16 protein-coding genes are annotated in these 16,059 nt (G+C 59.5%); 14 read left to right on the top strand and 2 right to left on the bottom strand.

The features are described from left to right. The first annotated feature begins 14 nt into the window (after positions 1 to 14). The 12 genes from LIX91_RS16720 to LIX91_RS16775 all read left to right on the top strand — a co-directional run bounded on the left by LIX91_RS16720 (position 15) and on the right by LIX91_RS16775 (position 10,524). The gene (locus LIX91_RS16720) at positions 15 to 1,154 is read left to right on the top strand and encodes a trypsin-like peptidase domain-containing protein (RefSeq protein ID WP_226488811.1); all 1,140 of its coding nucleotides are present in this window, start codon (positions 15 to 17) and stop codon (positions 1,152 to 1,154) included. A gap of 66 nt (positions 1,155 to 1,220) precedes the next feature. Beyond that, positions 1,221 to 2,354, top strand: coding sequence for a phosphoribosyltransferase domain-containing protein (locus tag LIX91_RS16725; RefSeq protein WP_226488812.1), 1,134 nt, complete (start codon positions 1,221 to 1,223; stop codon positions 2,352 to 2,354). Beyond that, positions 2,347 to 3,105 carry a trehalose phosphatase gene (locus LIX91_RS16730; protein WP_226488813.1) on the top strand — a complete coding sequence of 253 codons (759 nt, stop codon included), beginning with the start codon at positions 2,347 to 2,349 and terminating at the stop codon, positions 3,103 to 3,105. Before LIX91_RS16725 ends, LIX91_RS16730 begins: the two co-directional genes overlap by 8 nt. Next, positions 3,098 to 4,192, top strand: a complete 1,095-nt coding sequence (locus tag LIX91_RS16735) for a cysteine protease StiP family protein (RefSeq protein ID WP_226488814.1) — start codon at positions 3,098 to 3,100, stop codon at positions 4,190 to 4,192. The genes LIX91_RS16730 and LIX91_RS16735 overlap by 8 nt, the downstream gene beginning before the upstream one ends. After that, complete coding sequence (locus LIX91_RS16740; RefSeq protein ID WP_103690055.1) at positions 4,192 to 5,142, top strand: HpcH/HpaI aldolase/citrate lyase family protein; 951 nt, start codon at positions 4,192 to 4,194, stop codon at positions 5,140 to 5,142. Before LIX91_RS16735 ends, LIX91_RS16740 begins: the two co-directional genes overlap by 1 nt. Beyond that, positions 5,143 to 5,889 (top strand): HAD-IB family hydrolase, encoded by a 747-nt coding sequence (locus LIX91_RS16745; RefSeq protein WP_226488815.1) that lies wholly within the window; start codon positions 5,143 to 5,145, stop codon positions 5,887 to 5,889. It begins immediately after the preceding gene. 46 nt (positions 5,890 to 5,935) lie between these two features. Continuing rightward, positions 5,936 to 6,529: a TerD family protein gene (locus LIX91_RS16750; RefSeq protein ID WP_003414858.1), complete on the top strand. Its 594-nt coding sequence runs from the start codon at positions 5,936 to 5,938 to the stop codon at positions 6,527 to 6,529. Further along, on the top strand, positions 6,526 to 7,743 hold the full coding sequence (locus LIX91_RS16755; protein ID WP_226488816.1) for a TerD family protein: 1,218 nt from the start codon (positions 6,526 to 6,528) through the stop codon (positions 7,741 to 7,743). The genes LIX91_RS16750 and LIX91_RS16755 overlap by 4 nt, the downstream gene beginning before the upstream one ends. A 51-nt stretch (positions 7,744 to 7,794) precedes the next feature. Continuing rightward, a complete protein-coding gene (locus LIX91_RS16760) occupies positions 7,795 to 8,244 on the top strand; it encodes a tellurite resistance TerB family protein (protein ID WP_003371299.1) in 450 nt (149 codons plus the stop codon). A gap of 26 nt (positions 8,245 to 8,270) precedes the next feature. Next, positions 8,271 to 9,305: a TerC/Alx family metal homeostasis membrane protein gene (locus LIX91_RS16765; protein ID WP_003414862.1), complete on the top strand. Its 1,035-nt coding sequence runs from the start codon at positions 8,271 to 8,273 to the stop codon at positions 9,303 to 9,305. 27 nt (positions 9,306 to 9,332) lie between these two features. Continuing rightward, positions 9,333 to 9,908 carry a TerD family protein gene (locus LIX91_RS16770; protein ID WP_226488817.1) on the top strand — a complete coding sequence of 192 codons (576 nt, stop codon included), beginning with the start codon at positions 9,333 to 9,335 and terminating at the stop codon, positions 9,906 to 9,908. Between the two features lie 37 nt (positions 9,909 to 9,945). After that, positions 9,946 to 10,524: a TerD family protein gene (locus LIX91_RS16775; protein WP_003317757.1), complete on the top strand. Its 579-nt coding sequence runs from the start codon at positions 9,946 to 9,948 to the stop codon at positions 10,522 to 10,524. Positions 10,525 to 10,722: 198 nt separating this feature from the next. Here the strand turns inward: LIX91_RS16775 and LIX91_RS16780 are convergent, their stop codons facing one another. Together LIX91_RS16780 and nadC are read right to left on the bottom strand one after the other, a co-directional pair. Further along, positions 10,723 to 11,799, bottom strand: a complete 1,077-nt coding sequence (locus LIX91_RS16780; RefSeq protein WP_003414874.1) for a TIGR00266 family protein — start codon at positions 11,797 to 11,799, stop codon at positions 10,723 to 10,725. A gap of 47 nt (positions 11,800 to 11,846) precedes the next feature. Then, complete coding sequence (gene nadC, locus LIX91_RS16785) at positions 11,847 to 12,695, bottom strand: carboxylating nicotinate-nucleotide diphosphorylase (protein ID WP_226488818.1); 849 nt, start codon at positions 12,693 to 12,695, stop codon at positions 11,847 to 11,849. A gap of 353 nt (positions 12,696 to 13,048) precedes the next feature. On the opposite strand from nadC, the gene LIX91_RS16790 reads away from it, so the two are divergent. Both LIX91_RS16790 and ampD read left to right on the top strand, forming a co-directional pair. Continuing rightward, positions 13,049 to 15,304: a DUF1631 domain-containing protein gene (locus tag LIX91_RS16790; protein WP_226488819.1), complete on the top strand. Its 2,256-nt coding sequence runs from the start codon at positions 13,049 to 13,051 to the stop codon at positions 15,302 to 15,304. A gap of 197 nt (positions 15,305 to 15,501) precedes the next feature. Next, positions 15,502 to 16,050, top strand: a complete 549-nt coding sequence (gene ampD, locus LIX91_RS16795) for a 1,6-anhydro-N-acetylmuramyl-L-alanine amidase AmpD (RefSeq protein ID WP_003414880.1) — start codon at positions 15,502 to 15,504, stop codon at positions 16,048 to 16,050. The last annotated feature ends 9 nt before the right edge of the window (positions 16,051 to 16,059 follow it).

Genomic DNA, 16,059 nt, shown 5'->3' on the forward strand with positions numbered 1-16,059 from the left:
AGGGAGGATCGGGCATGAAGCTTCTTGCGCCAGGTGCAAACACTGCTTTAGCTAACGCCCACTGCACCTGGAACCTGGAGAGCGGTAAGTCTTCGGTTTTTGGTGAGTACGCTGCGGTCGCCTTGCTGGCGGTCAACGACAAGCGCCAGCCGATGGGCGATCCAGCGCTGCTGCAACAGGAACAAGGCTGGATGGAGTGGAGCGGCGGCCCTCAGGATGTTGGCTGCACGTTAAGGCTGGACAGGCTCCCGACGGGCAGTGATCGCGTGCTGCTGATGGTCTACGTCTACGCAGCCATGGGGCCGATCCGCGATATTGCCAGCCTGCACCTCAAAGTGGATGGTGATATCGAGCACCGCCTGGACCTGCGCGATAACGGCGAAGCGGCGATCATCATCGGCGAGTTCTACCAGCGCAATGAGCAATGGAAATTCCGCGCGCTGAGCGAAGGCTCGGCGTATGGACTGTCGGCGTTCGGGCGCAAGATCGGTCTGGACGTGGACGACCGTCATCCGCGCCGCCCGTCTGCGGGTTCGGGTGGCGGGCCACGGCATGAGTCGGCGACCGGCACAGCGTTCGTGGTCGGCCCGGCGCACGTCATGACCTGTGCGCATGTCATCGAAGACATGGGCGTGTTCTACATCACTTCACTGGAGGGCCGTTACAAGGCCGAGCCAGTGGTCATCGACCGTCGCAACGACATCGCGCTGCTGCGCGTGCAGGGCGCACCGCTGTTGTCTCCGGTTACATTCCGGGACGGGCAGGGCTGTGAGCCGGGTGATACCGTAGCGGTTTTGGGCTATCCACTGGCGTCCATTTCAGGTGGCGGGTTGCAGGTGACTCAGGGCGGGATCTCCGGTCTGTTCGGCCTGCACAACGATGCCAGCCTGTTTCAGTTCACGGCACCGATACAGCCGGGGTCCAGTGGCAGCCCGTTATTCGACAACGGGGGCGCGGTGATTGGCATGGTGACCTCAACCGTACCGGACGGGCAAAACATGAACTTCGCCGTGAAGTCCGCACTGTTGCTGGCCTTTCTGCAGGCGTGCCGCATCGACGCTGCGCATGCCCGCCCGGAAAGGTCCTACACCACCACAGAAATCTCACGCACCGCTCAGTCGTCGTTATGGCTCGTTGAAGCCTCTCGCCAATGAAGTCGGTGTTGCCTGGCTGATCCGCAGGCGTCAGGGGCTGCGGCCCCGCTAATCAGGAATATATCGATGGACAGCAGCGCAGCTTTTTCCAACCCTACAAAGCTTCGTGCTGATCTGCTTCGTGGTCGTCTCAATGTCAGCGTCGATTCGTCGACCATCGCTCCGGACTCACTGTTCGGCTTTGCCGAGCGGCGTAACCCCAAGCGCGCGTTTCTCTTCGTGTCCCGAGTGTTGGGACGCCACATCCCTGCGCGCCCGAGCGTGATGCTGAAAAGCTTTCAGGACCTGGCGCACAAGATCCCCGCAGACCTGCCCGGCCCGGTGCTGGTCATCGGCATGGCCGAAACGGCTGTCGGACTCGGCGCCGGCGTACATCGTGCCTACAGCGCAACGCGCCCGGATGCCCTGTACATGGTCAGTACGCGCCATCCGACCGGCAGCGCGCTGTTCGCCCGCTTTGAAGAAGAGCACAGCCACGCCAGCGCTCATCTGATCCACCTGCCCGTTGATCCGGCGTTACGCGAGATGATGCTCGGCGCACGTTCGCTGGTGCTGGTCGATGACGAGGCGTCGACGGGCAAGACCTTCATCAACCTGCATCAGGCGTTGGTTGATGCCGGCTTGAGCAAGATCGAGCGGGTGGTGACCTGCGTGCTCACCGACTGGTCGGCGGGCGCGGTCAGTACCTCGATGGGCGCAGTGGCAGAGCAGGTTTCGCTGCTGCAAGGCTCTTACTCCTTCGATGAAGACTTAAGCGCGCCGCTGCCTGAGATGCCGGAAGTCGGCACCGTTGCCATGGGGGACTGGCCGCTGGTCACTGCCAATGATTGGGGGCGCATGGGTGTGCTGTCGGTGGCCGATACGCTGGCACCGGGTATTACCGTCAAAAAGGGCGAACGCATTCTGGTGGTTGGCACCAGCGAATTCGTCTGGCGCCCGTTCCTGCTTGCCGAGCGTCTGGAGAAGGCCGGAGCCGACGTGCATTTCAGTTCCACCAGCCGTTCACCGATTGCACTCGGTCATGCCATTGACCATGCGCTGTCGTTCTCCGACAACTATGGACTGGGCATCCCCAACTTCCTCTACAACGTGCGGCCGGGGCAGTTCGACCGGGTGCTGATCTGTACCGAAACCCCAAGGCAGGCCGTGCCTGCCGAGTTGATCGAAGCACTGAACGCCGAGGTCATCTGCGATGAGTAACGACCGCCCGCTGATCTTCGTCGATCTGGACGACACGCTGTTCCAGACAGCCCGCAAAACGCCGGCTGACATTGGAAAGCACGTCGCAACCCTGGACATCGCGGGTAATGCCAACGGTTACATGACCAACGTGCAGAAGTCGTTCGCGCACTGGTTGCTGGCGCATTCCGACGTGGTGCCGGTGACGGCGCGCAGTGTCGAGGCCTACAGCCGGGTCAAACTGCCGTTCACCGCAGGCGCGATCTGTTCCCATGGTGGGGTGATGCTCGATGTCATGGGGCGACTGGATCATGACTGGAACGAGCAGATGAAACAGACCCTGGCCAGCTACCAGTCGCGCCTGCATGAGCTGTCGGCGACGACACTGGCGATCGGTCAGGAGCTGGGGTTTTCACTGCGCGGCTGGGTGGTCGAAGAGGCGCAGCTGTTCCATTACGTGGTGACCAAGCACAACGAGAGCGATGACAGCATCCTCGGCAAAGTACTGGCCGAAGTGCAGGCGCGGGGCTTGCTCGACGGCATGCATATCCATGGCAACGGCAACAATCTGGCTTTCCTGCCCGAAGGGCTGGCCAAGCGTTACGCGGTCCAGGAGTGGCTGCGGCGCGACAAGGCGATCAATGGCGAGCGCCCGGTGCTCGGTTTTGGCGACAGCATTACCGATCTGGGTTTCATGGACGAGTGCCACTGGTGGGCGACACCTGCCCGCAGTCAGTTGGCGAAAATGTTTGTCGGAGCAGCGCATGAGTGATCCCGTTCACGGGCTCGATACGGTCGGCAGCGGCAGTTACCTGCATGACGACGTGCACTTTCTGCTGCGCGGCGTGGCGATGCAGACCACCAGCGTCGAGGAGAAGGAGCGCCTGATTCAGACGCGACAGAAGCACTATTCGGAAATGATCAGCGAAGAATCGGCCCCCAGCGCTGCCCACAAGGCGCTCTATGTGCGTGCGCTCGAGCAGAACGGCGCGCGCATGGCCGAAGATGTACAGGCGTTGGCCCAGACGCTCGCCCGCGAGTGCGCAGGTGCTGAAATCATTCTGGTGTCGTTCGTGCGCGCCGGTCTGCCGCTGGGCGTGTTGTTGCGTCGGGCGCTGATCGATCTGGGGCGCGAAGCGCACCACTACGGCATCAGTATCGTCCGTGATCGCGGCATTGATACGGTGGCGCTTGAAGCCATCATCGAGGCCCACGGCGCGCAGAACATCGTGTTCGTCGACGGCTGGACCGGCAAGGGCGCGATTTCGGGGGAGATCCGTCGCAGTCTGGCGGGCGATAAACGCTTTCCGGATCAGCCACGGCTGGTGGTGCTGGCCGATCCGTGCGGCAGCGCCTGGCTGGCAGCGTCGGCAGAGGACTGGGTGATTCCGTCCGGCATTCTCGGTGCCACGGTGTCCGGTCTGGTGTCGCGCTCTATCTGGCCGACGGACGGCGGGCTGCACGGTTGCGTGGTGTACGAGCAGTTGCTGGAGCACGACGTCACGCAGTCTTTTATTGAACAGATCGACAGCCAGCGTCGTCAAAACAGTTCTACGCTCACACTGACACCCTGGACGCTGTCTCAGCGAACCGAACTCAAGGCCGCCGCATCACAGGTGGTCGACCGTCTGGCCGAGCGCTTCAGGATCAATAACTTCAATCGCATCAAGCCGGGCATTGCCGAAGCCACCAGAGCGGTCATGCGCCGCGTGCCGGATCATGTACTGGTGCGCAGCCTGGCTGACAGCGACGTGCAATTGCTGTTGCACCTGACCGAAAAAGCGGGGATTCCCGTCGAAGAAGTGGGCGATCTCCTGGGGCCCTATCGGGCCGTGACCATCATTCGGAGTCTGAGCTAATGGCCTTATTCTCGCCTTATGCGCTGGGGGCAACGCTGTATATGCCCGCGACCCGGGACGACATCGTCGATGTGGTGTTCGGTGAAAAGATTCCCGAGCTGCGTTCGCTGGTTGTCTGTCTGGAAGACGCGGTGGCGCTGACCGATGTCGACACGGCGCTGATCAATCTTCGTCAGGTACTCACCCGAATCCGCGATCGTGGCGGCCGTCCGGCCAACGGTCCGCTGCTGTTCGTGCGTCCTAGGGACGCAGCGATGGCGCGCATTCTCAACGACTGGCCGCTGATGGCGCACGTCGACGGTTTCGTTGTGCCCAAGCTCTCGCTGAAAAGTCTGACCAGCTGGGAGCAGGCCGTCACCAATCCGGCGCTGGCGTTGATGCCTACACTGGAAACCCCCGAGGTGTTCAATCCGACCGCGATGGTCGAGTTGGGGGAAGCCTTGAAGGCCAGTCTGTACGAGCGGATCATTGCGCTACGCATTGGGGGTAATGACCTGATGGGCTGCCTGGGGCTGCGCCGCAATCCGGCCATGACCCTGTATTCGACGCCGATGGGGTACGTCATCCCCATGCTGGCGGGTGTCATGGGCTCGCAGGGCTTTGCGCTCACCGCACCGGTGTTCGAGCAACTGGCCACTCCGGACATTCTGCAGCATGAACTGGCGCTGGATATTACCAATGGGTTGGTCGGTAAAACGGCAATTCACCCCTCGCAGGTCAATATCATTCAGAATGCGCTACGCGTCAGTCTGGAGGACATGAACTCCGCCCGGATGATTTTGAACTCTGTGGCCCCCGCAGTGTTCAAGTACAACGACGCGATGTGTGAACCGGCTACCCACTACAAATGGGCAACCCACATCATGGAGCGCGCCAAATGGCATGGAGTGTTATCCGCACCCGCTTCGATCATGGATGCCAGCATTCGACTCGCTGAGGCAGTTAGCTAGATGATAGAACCTGACCTTGAAACCGCAGGACCTGATCTTGAGCCTGTAGGGCCCGACCTTGAAATCGAAGTGGAACAGCGCCTGCTGGCGGTTTTCGATTTCGACGGGACCATTACCCGCCACGACAGTTTTGTCCCGTTTCTCAAATTCGCCTTCGGGCAACGTGCCTTTTCGGTGCGCATGGCGCGGCTGGTGCTGCCCAGCATCGGCTACCTGGCCAAACGCTTGACCCGCGATGAACTCAAGGGCCGCCTGATCAAGGCCTTCCTCAGTGGCGTCGAAGTGCAATGGCTGCAGCAGAAGGCTGAAGCGTTCTGCCATTCGCACTGGAATCGCCTGATGCGTCCTGCTGCGCTGGAGTCCATCGCTGCTGAAATCGAGAAGGGCGCCATTGTCACGCTTTGTTCAGCATCGCCTGCTATGGTCCTGCAACCGTTCGCTGATCGCCTGAAAGTAGAGCTGATCGGTACCAACCTGGAAGTGATCGACGGCAAGTTGACCGGCTTGATCGAAGGCAGCAACTGCCGTTGCGACTCGAAAGTTGCACGCCTTGAGAGCGTCTACGGGCCATTGACCCAGTTCCGGGTTCGCGCCTGGGGCGACACCCGGGGTGACCACGAATTGCTCGCCGCTGCTCAGGATGCGCACTGGCGTTTGTTCCATCCGACGTGGCGTCGAGGCCGCTATAAAGGCCCCGTTAACGCCAAGTTACACAATCCTGATGGCAAAGACGGGCCAACACGGTAAGGCTGTAACACTTTTATCCGAAATCCAACGTCACATGGAGCGAAAAATGGCACTCACTTTGGCAAAGAACCAGACGATCTCACTCGAGAAAACTGCTGGTACAGGCCTCAAGAAAGTCAGCATGGGACTTGGATGGGACCCTGAAAAAGCCAGTGGTTTCTTCGGTAAATTGCTCGGTGGTGGCGGCGGCGATATCGACCTGGATGCCTCGTGCATCATGCTCGACGCCGACAAAAAGCCCCTCGACCTGGTCTGGTTCCGCCAGCTGCAATCGCGTGACGGTGCCATTCAGCATTCGGGTGACAACCGTACCGGCGAAGGCGCGGGCGACGATGAAACCATCAGCGTCGATCTGGAAAAACTGCCTGCCACGGTCAAATACCTGGTGTTCACCGTCAATTCGTTCACCGGTCAGAATTTCGAAAAAGTCGCCAACGCCTACTGCCGTATTGTCGATCTGGGCAGCCGTAACGAACTGGGTCGCTTCGATCTGTCCGAAAAAGGCCAGCACACCGGCGTGGTGATGTCTTATCTGGCGCGCACGCCATCGGGCTGGGACTTCACTGCAGTAGGCCAGGTCACCAACGGTCGCACTGCTGATGATTTGGTCGAGTTGGCGATCGGGGCTGTACGCGCATGACCCAACTTGTCCCGGGCGCCAACGCGCCGGTCGCTGCCGGCCCGCTGACTGTAGAAATTATCTACTCCCCGATCGCGGATGCGGATATCGACGTCTCCGCTTTTCTGCTGACCGCGTCCGGCAAGGTCCGTGGCGATCAGGACATGTGTTTCTACGGCCAGAAAAGCGTGAACGGCGGTGCGCTGCAGCAGACGGAAGCATCAGCCGGACGCGCGGTGTTCAGTCTTGACCCGAGCCGTCTGGACTCGGCCATCGAGAAGGTTGCCCTGACGGCGACCATCTATGAGAACAAGGCCAGTTTCGGCAGCGTGTCACGCCTGGCCTTGAACATCACCGGCGGTATCGAAGCCGATATCCCGACCAGTGGCATGAAAGAAACCGCGCTGATTCTGGGCGAGTTCTATCTGCGTCAGGGTGCATGGAAATTCCGTTGCGTGGCCCAGGGTTTTGCCGGCGGCCTTGAGCCATTGGCGAAAAACTTCGGCGTTGAAGTCGCCGCGCCTCAGGATGAGCCTGCACCTGCACCTGCACCTGCACCTGCACCTGCACCTGCACCTGCACCTGCACCTGCACCTGTTCCAGCGCCTGCAGCGAAGTCGACCGTCAGTCTGAGCAAGATTACGCTCGACAAGACCCGTGCTTCGATCAGTCTGGAAAAATCCAGTGCCGGCTTCGGTGAGATTCGGGTCAACCTGAACTGGAACCGTCGTAACGACAGCAAGGGCGGTGGCTTCTTCTCGATGAAGAAGAGCAATGCCATCGACCTTGATGTAGGCTGCCTCTTCGAAATGCAGGACGGTCTCAAAGGCGCTGTTCAGGCGCTGGGTAACTCGTTCGGTTCGCTCAACACCGAGCCATTCATCAAGTTGATGGGCGATGACCGTACCGGCTCGATCAGCGACGGTGAGTGGCTGCATATCAATGGCGCGCACTGGAGCAAGATCCGTCGCATTCTGGTCTACGCGTTCATCTATGAAGGTGCACCGAACTGGAAGGAAACCGACGGGGTCGTCACCATTCACGCGCCGGGCCAGCCGCCCATCGAGGTTCGCCTCAATGAAGAGGGCGGTCGTCAGGGCATGTGTGCCATTGCCCTGCTGGAAAATGACAACGGTGCGGTCAAGGTGACGCGTCGCGTGGATTTCCACAACGGCCACAGCAACATGGATAAAGCCTACGGATGGGGCATGCGCTGGGCTGCCGGTTCCAAGTAAACAATACCGTGGTATTTCTGGGCTGGCTGTGCCGCCTCATGGGAGATAGACATGCTGGACTGGTTGAAAACAAACGCAACAGCTGCTCGCGACAAGCTGGCTTCGGAAGTCTCGAAGTTCAAGAATCGCGAATTCATGGAGGCGGTGGTTTCCGGCTGTGCTCTGGTATCGGCCGCTGACGGTGATATCAGCTCCAGTGAAAAGCAGAAAATGGCGGGCTTCATTCAGAACTCTCAGGAACTGAAAGTTTTTGACATGAAGGACGTCATCCAGGGCTTCCAGGAAGCCTGCTCCAAGTTCGAGTTCGATTTTGAAATTGGTCGCGCCGAGGCCTTGAAAACCATTGGCAAGATCAAAAAGAAAGAAGATGCAGCCCGTTTGCTGGTGCGCGTCTGCTGTGCTATCGGTGGCGCCGATGGCAGCTTCGATGAGAAAGAGCGGGAAGTCTGCCGCACGATCTGTCGAGAGCTTGGCCTCAACCCGTCCGATTTCGACCTGTAATTTTTTACCCTAAGGAACGCAGTTAAATGGAAAGCACCTCTCTAGGCTTCCCTCCACTCACGATGGCGGTTTTCGTCGGTCTGGCCGTTACGGCCATGGCTATCGACATGTTCTCCCACCGGGGAAACAAGCCAATCACCCTCGCACAAGCCTCGGCGTGGTCGATTTTCTGGGTCGCCATTTCGCTGGCTTTCGCCGGTTTCCTGTATGTCCAGCACGGCTCTGAAGTGGCCACGCTGTTCGTCACCGGTTACGCGCTGGAAAAAGTGCTGAGCGTCGACAACCTGTTCGTGTTCATGGCGTTGTTCTCCTGGTTCAAGATTCCGGATGGCCTGCGCCACCGCGTTCTGTACTGGGGCATCATCGGCGCCATCGTCTTCCGCGGCATCTTCGTCGCCATCGGCACCGGCCTGCTGGCGCTGGGTCCATGGGTCGAAGTGGTGTTTGCGGTCATCGTTGCCTGGACAGCCATCATGATGCTCAGGGCTGGCGATGACGACGACGAAGAAGTCGACTACTCGCAACACATGGCTTATCGCTTCGCCAAGAAGCTGTTCCCTGTGTGGCCAAAACTGCACGGCAGCAACTTCTTCGTCAGCCGCTCGGTTCTGGAGCAGGAAGTCAAAAAGCCTGAAAACGCCGGTATCACGCTGGCCGCCAAAGGCGCTTTGTTCGCGACCCCGTTGTTCCTGTGTCTGGTTGTGGCGGAAATCTCCGACGTGCTGTTCGCGTTCGACTCCGTGCCTGCAATCATCGCCGTGAGCCGCGAGCCGCTGATCGTATTCTCGGCCATGCTGTTCGCGATTCTTGGTCTGCGTACCTTGTATTTCGTACTTGAAGCCCTCAAACGTTACCTGGTGCATCTGGAGAAAGCGGTTATCGCCTTGCTGTTCTTCATTGCCTTGAAATTGGGCCTGAACGCAACCAACCACCTGTTCCATCACGGTTACGAGATCAGCGCCAACACCAGCCTGCTGGTTGTGGTCGTCGTGTTGATCATCGGTATCGTTGCAAGCCTGCTCTTCCCGGGCAAAGACGAATCCGCGGAAGAAAAAGCGTAAACACTGGATAAAGGAGATAAACGAATCATGGCTTTGACTCTGCAAAAAGGTGGCAACCTTTCGCTGTCGAAAACCGACCCTACCCTGGCCAACGTATTGATCGGTCTGGGCTGGGATCCGCGAGCCACTGACGGACAGGATTTCGACCTGGACGCCAGCGCATTCCTGTTGGCCGCCAATGGCAAGGTCCGCAGTGAAGCTGACTTCATTTTCTACAACCAGCTCAAGAGCGCCGACGGTTCTGTCGAGCACACCGGTGACAACCGTACCGGTGAAGGTGACGGTGATGACGAAGTGGTCAAGGTCGATCTGACCCGTGTGCCTGCTGACGTCGACAAGATCGCATTCGTGGTGACCATTCATGACGCAGAAAGTCGTGGCCAGAATTTTGGCCAGGTGAGCCGCTCTTTCATTCGCGTAGTGAATGAAAAGTCGGGCGCGGAAGTCGTCCGTTACGATCTTGCTGAAGATGCCTCTACCGAAACCGCAATGATCTTCGCTGAGTTGTACCGCAATAACGGCGAGTGGAAATTCCGCGCCGTTGGTAGCGGTTTCAAGGGGGGCCTGAAAGCATTGGCCAACTCTTTCGGCATGAATTTCTGATTCACGCCCAACCACTTTTCTGGAAAGGATCAAGAACATGGCAGTAAGTCTGAGTAAAGGCGGCAACGTTTCCCTGTCCAAAGAGGCTCCTGGCCTGACAGAAATCACTGTGGGCCTGGGCTGGGATCCGCGTGTGACCGATGGCACCGAGTTCGACCTGGATGCGTCGATCTTCATCGTTGGCGAAAATGGCAAAGTGCTGGACGATAACAGCTTCATTTTCTACAACAACAAGAAGTCGGCTGATGGTTCGGTCGAGCACCTGGGCGATAACCGTTCAGGCGCTGGCGAAGGCGATGACGAGTCGGTAACGGTCAAGCTCACTGGCCTGGCAGCGGCAGTGAAGAAGCTGGTTTTCGCGGTCACCATCCATTCCGCCGAAGAGCGCAAGCAAAGCTTTGGCCAGGTTTCCAATGCCTACATCCGCGTTGTGAACAAGGCTGACGGCAAGGAAATCGCTCGTTACGACCTGTCGGAAGATGCATCCACTGAAACCGCGATGATCTTCGGCGAGCTGTATCGCAATGGCGAAGAGTTCAAGTTCAAGGCCATTGGCCAGGGCTTTGCCGGCGGTCTGAAGCCGTTGGCAGAAGCTCACGGCGTGGCAATCGGCTAAACCCGAGCAGCGCCCAATAAAAACCCCCGCCAGCGATGGCGGGGTTTTTTTATTGGGCGCTGATTACCGCTATCGTTCCGCACGCTCCGGCGTGGGAATGCAGTTCACGACGCTCTGCGTCGTCAAGAGGACGCGGAGCGTCGCACGATAGTCGCAAGTACGCAGCACAGTCTCCGGTCTAATAATGTAGTGCTGAAGTCAGCGTTCGCTTCTGCCCACGCCCGATGGTCCTGCGGCCAGCATGCGCCCGGCCAGTCGAGAGAAGGGCAGGCTTTGCAGCCATACCGTGCCGGGGCCGGTCAGTCTGGCGAAGAACACCCCTTCGCCGCCGAACAGCATCGACTTGATGCCGCCACCGACCATGCGGATATCGTAATCGACCGTCTGGGTCATGGCTGCCAGGCAGCCGGTATCGACATCCAGCGCTTCGCCCGCCGCCAGTTCGATCTTGCGCACCGTGCCGCCCATGTGCACGAAGACCCAACCGTCGCCTTCCAGCTTTTGCAGGATGAAACCTTCGCCTCCGAACAGGCCGGTGAGGATTTTCTTCTGGAACTGGATACCGATGGAGACGCCTTTGGCGCCAGCCAGGAAACTGTCTTTCTGACAGATCAGCTTGCCGCCGAAATCACGCAGGTTGAGCGGCAAGATCGTGCCGGGGTAGGGCGCTGCAAACGCCACGCGGCCCTTGCCCGAACCCTGTTGCGAAAACACTGTGGTGAACAGGCTTTCGCCGGTCAGCATACGCTTGCCTGCACCGAACAGCGAACCCAGCAGCCCTGGCGATTGATTGCTGCCGTCGCCGAAGATGGTTTCCATCTGCACGTCGCAGGTTTTGTACATCATCGCTCCGGCTTCGGCGACGGCGCTTTCGCCAGGGTCAAGTTCCAGTTCGATGAACTGGGTTTCCGTGCCGTACAGCTTGAAGTCCACGCCATCGGTGGTCTGCGCCAGGCCATAGCCGCCCGAGGCGTTCGGGTCGGGCGTAAACGAAGGGCGTCTGGCGGGCACCGAGGCAGGCGCGGGTGTCGGGGCTGCCTGCGCTGGCAGCCCGGACGGCCTGGGCTGGACCATGTCCGGCGTCGGATCAGGAAAAGGCGTCACACCGTCCTTCTTCATGGCGCGCACCTGCGGCACCTGATAGATCGGCTTCCAGTCCGGCATGCCTTGCTTCCAGCACCAGGCACCGGGCGACTCACGTGCAATCAGCCGCGCAGCATCCGCGTCCATCGGGCCGAGTTGCTTGCCCGCGTTCATCACAAACCATTGTTCCAAGACGTCTACTCCCGAGCGAATAGTGACAGTTGGCTGTGCGCGATGCGTCAGAGGCTCAGGCGCATGGACAGGTCCACGGCCTTCACATCCTTGGTCATCGCACCGATGGAAATGTAATCGACACCCGTTTCGGCAATCACCCGCAGGGTATCGTCGTTGATGCCGCCGCTGGCCTCCAGACTGGCACGGCCTGCGGTGAGGCGCACGGCCTCGCGCATGTCATCAAGGCTCAATTCATCGAGCATGATGATGTCGGCGCCTGCGTCCAGCGCCTGCTTGAGTTCACCCAGGCTCTCCACCTCGACTTCCACTGGCTTGCCGGGTGCAATCCGGTGCGCCGCTTCCACTGCCTGGGCGATGCCGCCACAGGCTGCGATATGGTTTTCCTTGATCAGAAACGCGTCGTACAGCCCGATGCGGTGGTTGTGACAGCCGCCGCAGGTGACCGCGTATTTCTGCGCCATGCGCAGGCCTGGCAGAGTCTTGCGGGTATCCAGCAGTTTGACCTGAGTGCCTGCGACCATGTCTGCGAAATACTGGGCACGCGTGGCCACTCCCGAGAGCATCTGCAGGAAATTGAGCGCGCTGCGTTCGCCGGTCAACAGGGAGCGGGCCGGACCTTCAAGGTGAAACAGCGCCTGATTGGGACTGACAGGGTCGCCATCGGTCACTTGCCAGTGCACGGCAACGCGCGGGTCCAGTTGCCGGAAGACCGTATCGACCCAGGCAGTGCCCGCGATCACCGCTGCATCGCGGGAAATGATGGTGGCCTTGGCCAGTCGCTCTGCCGGAATCAATTGGGCGGTGATATCGCCGCTGCCGACATCCTCCAGCAATGCGCGACGCACATTGGCCTCGATCTCGGCGGTCAGGTCGGCAATTCGTAAATTCGGCATAGCGGGCTCCAGTAGCAAAGTCGTTCGAGTATAAGGCACCGCATCCCGCTTACCCACCTGCGCCATGCCAGGGTGTTACCTCTGGGAACGTGCAGTTGGTCGGTTTGGCAAATTCGTTTGCGATGGAAAGCGAATATCGCGGTCTATCGCTGCACATGAATGCCTTGCCACTTCCTTCGCGAGAGTGAAAGAAAAGTCTCACTGGCGCTGATGACAAGTTTTGAAAGATAATCCGACTTGTAATTGACGCCATGAGTTTGACGTTGCGCGAGGCCAAGAGGGTCGCTTCACAGTGCGAGGGTAACAAGCCACGTTTGTGATGGGGTTCAGGTTGTTTCCTGTCAGGGGGTGTAATGCCGAACGACGAAAAAGTAGTGCCGTTGAGCAAATCGTTCCCTTTGCAGGGGGCGGGTACGCCTTTGGCCCGATTACCTGTTGTGTTGTTGCAGGTTCGCGACAAGGCGGCCCAGCAGCTCAAGGATGCATTGCAGGCTTTGTTCGATAACGCCGACGATACGCTGTTCGAAATGGCTGACCGCGCCCGCAGCAACACTGAGCAGAACATCTTTTTTGAAGCCATGCGTGACCTGCGCCTCAAGCGCAAAAGCATAGAACGGGGTTTCCTCGACAAGTTCTATGAGTCCTTTCTGGTCCTGGGCCAGTATCAGATCCAGGAGCCAGCGCTTCCGCCCGCGGTGTCCTTCGACAAGCTGTCGCTGGTGCACAACGATGATCTCGAGAAGACCGTGGCCGTGGATGCCATGGTCAGCAAGGTCATGAGCCGTGACGCCCTAGCCCTGGGCCAGCTCACTGCACGCCTGAACGTTCTCATTCCTCAAGCCATTGCCGAAGATTCCAACCCGCTGGGGCCGGCGATGCTCTGCAGATTCTTTCTGGAGGCCGGGCGCAGCCTTGGCGTCGAGATCAAGGTCAAACTGATCATTCTCAAACTGTTCGAGAAGTACGTCCTGGCCAATACGGACGACCTGTACAGCGAAGCCAATCAACTGCTGATTGCCACCGGTGTATTGCCGGACATGAAAGCGCTGCCGGCTCGCCGCTCATCTGACCGGGCGGCGCCCAGAAGCCGCGCCGCCGAGATGTCCGACCCCGCCCTGAATGAAGCTGCCGACAAGCTCGACAAGGGTGTGCAGGAGGTTTTCTCGGCGTTGCAGGAACTGCTGCTGCACGTGCGCGGCCACCTCGCGCCGCGTCATGAGCCCAACGCCGAAGTGCGTCCGATTTCCAGCCGGGACCTGCTGCGCCTGCTGTCTCACCTGCAGCAATATGTGCCCTCGCAAGACACTGCAGACGATTTCGATCTGCGCAACCAGCTGGAGCAGCTGCTGACGCGGGTCAACGTCAAGACCGGCAAATCCAGAATCGTCGGTGTTGGTGACGAAGATGTCATCAACCTGATCGCCATGCTCTTCGAGTTCATTCTCGATGACCGCAACCTGACGCCGTCATTGCGTGCTCTGATCGGGCGCCTGCAGATTCCGATGCTCAAAGTGGCGGTCATCGACAAAAGTTTCTTTAGCCGCGGCAGTCATCCTGCCCGTCGCCTGCTCAACGAAATTGCCACTGCCGCGCTGGGCTGGGGTGGCCGTGACGACTATCAGCGCGACTCGCTGTATCAGCGCGTCGAGCAGATCGTGCAGCGCCTGCTCAATGATTTTGTCGATGACCCGGCGATCTTTTCTGAATTGCTGGCGGATTTTCTGGCCTTCACCAGTGACGAACGTCGCCGCAGCGAGCTGCTCGAGCAGCGTACCCGTGATGCCGAAGAGGGTCGTGCCCGTGCCGAACTGGCTCGGCAGCAGGTGCAGCACGAGCTGAATCAGCGACTGCTGGGCAAAACCTTGCCCGAGGTTGTTGTGCGGCTGTTGCAGGAGGCCTGGAGCAAGGTCCTGCTGCTGACCTGCCTCAAGCATGGCGAGGAGTCCAGCGAGTGGCAGGCCGGGCTGGAGACCATGGACGAGTTGATCTGGAGCGTCGAGCTGCACGACGACCCGCAGGCCCTGCAGCGCTTGCTGGAGCTGGTTCCTGGACTGCTCAAGTCGCTGCGGGATGGCTTGACCAGCGCCGCGTTCGATCCGTTTGCCACCAGCGAATTCTTCAGTCAGCTGGAGTCGCTGCACGTGAAAGCGTTCCAGCACTTCTCGCGCTTGCAGGAAGGCGAGGGTGACACTGCGCAAGGTGATTCGGCGCAGGCAGATGGCCAGGCCGTCGAAGGCCCGCCGATGATGGCGGTGATTGAAGAAATCGTACTGATCACCCCTGAAGAGCAGATGCTCAATGAGCCGGTGGTCCAGTTGCCCGACGACGATGCAGGCCTGCAGATGGTCGACAAGCTGCGGGTCGGTTGCTGGGTCGAGATTCAGGAAGATGAAGAGCATAAGCTGCGTTGCAAGTTGACTGCGATTGTCGAGCCGACCGGGCGTTATGTGTTCGTCAATCGGACCGGCATGAAGGTTCTGGAAAAGACCCGCACCGGCCTTGCCGTCGAATTTCGTCGTGGCGCGGTACGTATTCTCGACGACGCGCTGCTCTTCGATCGGGCTCTGGAGTCCGTCATCAGCAACCTGCGCAAGCTCAAGGGCGCCTGACTGGCGGCGGTGCCTGTCGTCAGGCACACGTTTGACCAAGGTGCCGACGCCCGCGTCGGCAGGCAGTCCGCGCCGCTGCGGGTCTTTGCTGTCTACAGCGTGTTTCCTGCATCGCGGATCCGTAGCCAGGCTCCCACATCAGCTCCTGTCACGGGCATAATCAGCGCTACTTATTTCTCCCCGTTCAAGGAGCATTCATGCAACTGGACTCCGCAAGCGGCTGGTGCGACGGCGTGCAGCATTGCCCCTCGCCCAACTTCAATGCGCGACCCGAAGGCGAAATCTCGCTGCTGGTGATTCACAACATCAGCCTGCCGCCAGCACAGTTCAAGACCGGCAAGGTGCAGGCTTTCTTTCAGAACCAGCTCGACATCGACGAGCATCCCTACTTTGTGGGGATTGCCGATCTGCGCGTTTCAGCGCATTTTCTGATTGAACGTGATGGCGAGGTCGTTCAGTTCGTCTCTTGTCTTGATCGTGCCTGGCACGCCGGTGTTTCCAGTTTTCAGGGCCGCGAAGGGTGCAATGACTTTTCTGTCGGCATCGAACTGGAGGGGACGGATGACCAGCCTTTCACCGAAGCGCAATACGACGCGCTGATCGACCTGACGCGACAGTTGCGTCAGGCGTTCGAGGCGATCACCCCCGAGCGTATCTGTGGCCACAGTGACGTGGCGCCGGGACGCAAGACTGATCCTGGGCCCTGTTTTGACTGGGCCAGGTTTCGAGCGGCTTTGCTGGATTGATGTGAGGGA

Source organism: Pseudomonas sp. B20, assembly GCF_020515755.1.
Taxonomy (GTDB): Bacteria; Pseudomonadota; Gammaproteobacteria; order Pseudomonadales; family Pseudomonadaceae; genus Aquipseudomonas; species Aquipseudomonas syringae.

Excerpts from the sequence above, each read along its gene's own strand:
- LIX91_RS16720 (WP_226488811.1), top strand. The coding sequence starts at position 15 with ATGAAGCTTCTTGCGCCAGGTGCAAACACTGCTTTAGCTAACGCCCAC.
- LIX91_RS16725 (WP_226488812.1), top strand. The coding sequence starts at position 1,221 with ATGGACAGCAGCGCAGCTTTTTCCAACCCTACAAAGCTTCGTGCTGAT.
- LIX91_RS16730 (WP_226488813.1), top strand. The coding sequence starts at position 2,347 with ATGAGTAACGACCGCCCGCTGATCTTCGTCGATCTGGACGACACGCTG.
- LIX91_RS16735 (WP_226488814.1), top strand. The coding sequence starts at position 3,098 with ATGAGTGATCCCGTTCACGGGCTCGATACGGTCGGCAGCGGCAGTTAC.
- LIX91_RS16740 (WP_103690055.1), top strand. The coding sequence starts at position 4,192 with ATGGCCTTATTCTCGCCTTATGCGCTGGGGGCAACGCTGTATATGCCC.
- LIX91_RS16745 (WP_226488815.1), top strand. The coding sequence starts at position 5,143 with ATGATAGAACCTGACCTTGAAACCGCAGGACCTGATCTTGAGCCTGTA.
- LIX91_RS16750 (WP_003414858.1), top strand. The coding sequence starts at position 5,936 with ATGGCACTCACTTTGGCAAAGAACCAGACGATCTCACTCGAGAAAACT.
- LIX91_RS16755 (WP_226488816.1), top strand. The coding sequence starts at position 6,526 with ATGACCCAACTTGTCCCGGGCGCCAACGCGCCGGTCGCTGCCGGCCCG.
- LIX91_RS16760 (WP_003371299.1), top strand. The coding sequence starts at position 7,795 with ATGCTGGACTGGTTGAAAACAAACGCAACAGCTGCTCGCGACAAGCTG.
- LIX91_RS16765 (WP_003414862.1), top strand. The coding sequence starts at position 8,271 with ATGGAAAGCACCTCTCTAGGCTTCCCTCCACTCACGATGGCGGTTTTC.
- LIX91_RS16770 (WP_226488817.1), top strand. The coding sequence starts at position 9,333 with ATGGCTTTGACTCTGCAAAAAGGTGGCAACCTTTCGCTGTCGAAAACC.
- LIX91_RS16775 (WP_003317757.1), top strand. The coding sequence starts at position 9,946 with ATGGCAGTAAGTCTGAGTAAAGGCGGCAACGTTTCCCTGTCCAAAGAG.
- nadC (WP_226488818.1), bottom strand. The coding sequence starts at position 12,695 with ATGCCGAATTTACGAATTGCCGACCTGACCGCCGAGATCGAGGCCAAT.
- LIX91_RS16790 (WP_226488819.1), top strand. The coding sequence starts at position 13,049 with ATGCCGAACGACGAAAAAGTAGTGCCGTTGAGCAAATCGTTCCCTTTG.
- ampD (WP_003414880.1), top strand. The coding sequence starts at position 15,502 with ATGCAACTGGACTCCGCAAGCGGCTGGTGCGACGGCGTGCAGCATTGC.